This window comes from Paenibacillus woosongensis, from assembly GCF_009725165.1.
Taxonomy (GTDB): domain Bacteria; phylum Bacillota; class Bacilli; order Paenibacillales; family Paenibacillaceae; genus Fontibacillus; species Fontibacillus woosongensis.
Map to the genome: position 1 here is coordinate 1 of NZ_WNZW01000068.1, position 255 is coordinate 255.

1 rRNA gene is annotated in these 255 nt (G+C 53.3%); it reads right to left on the reverse strand.

The features are described from left to right. Positions 1-255, reverse strand: a 23S ribosomal RNA gene (locus GNP95_RS26865); the annotation flags it as partial.

Sequence of the window (255 nt, forward strand, 5' to 3'; positions counted from 1 at the left end):
CCTGGCAGATTCATACGGGGTTTCACGTGCCCCGCACTACTCGGGATCCGTCTCGGAGGGAACAGACTTTCGATTACAGGGCTTTTACCTTCTATGGCCGGCCTTTCCAGACCTGTTCGTCTAACCTGTTCCTTTGTAACTCCGTGTGAGACGTCCCACAACCCCAGAGAGCAAGCTCTCTGGTTTAGGCTAATCCGCGTTCGCTCGCCGCTACTGACGGAATCACTTTTGTTTTCTCTTCCTCAGGGTACTTAG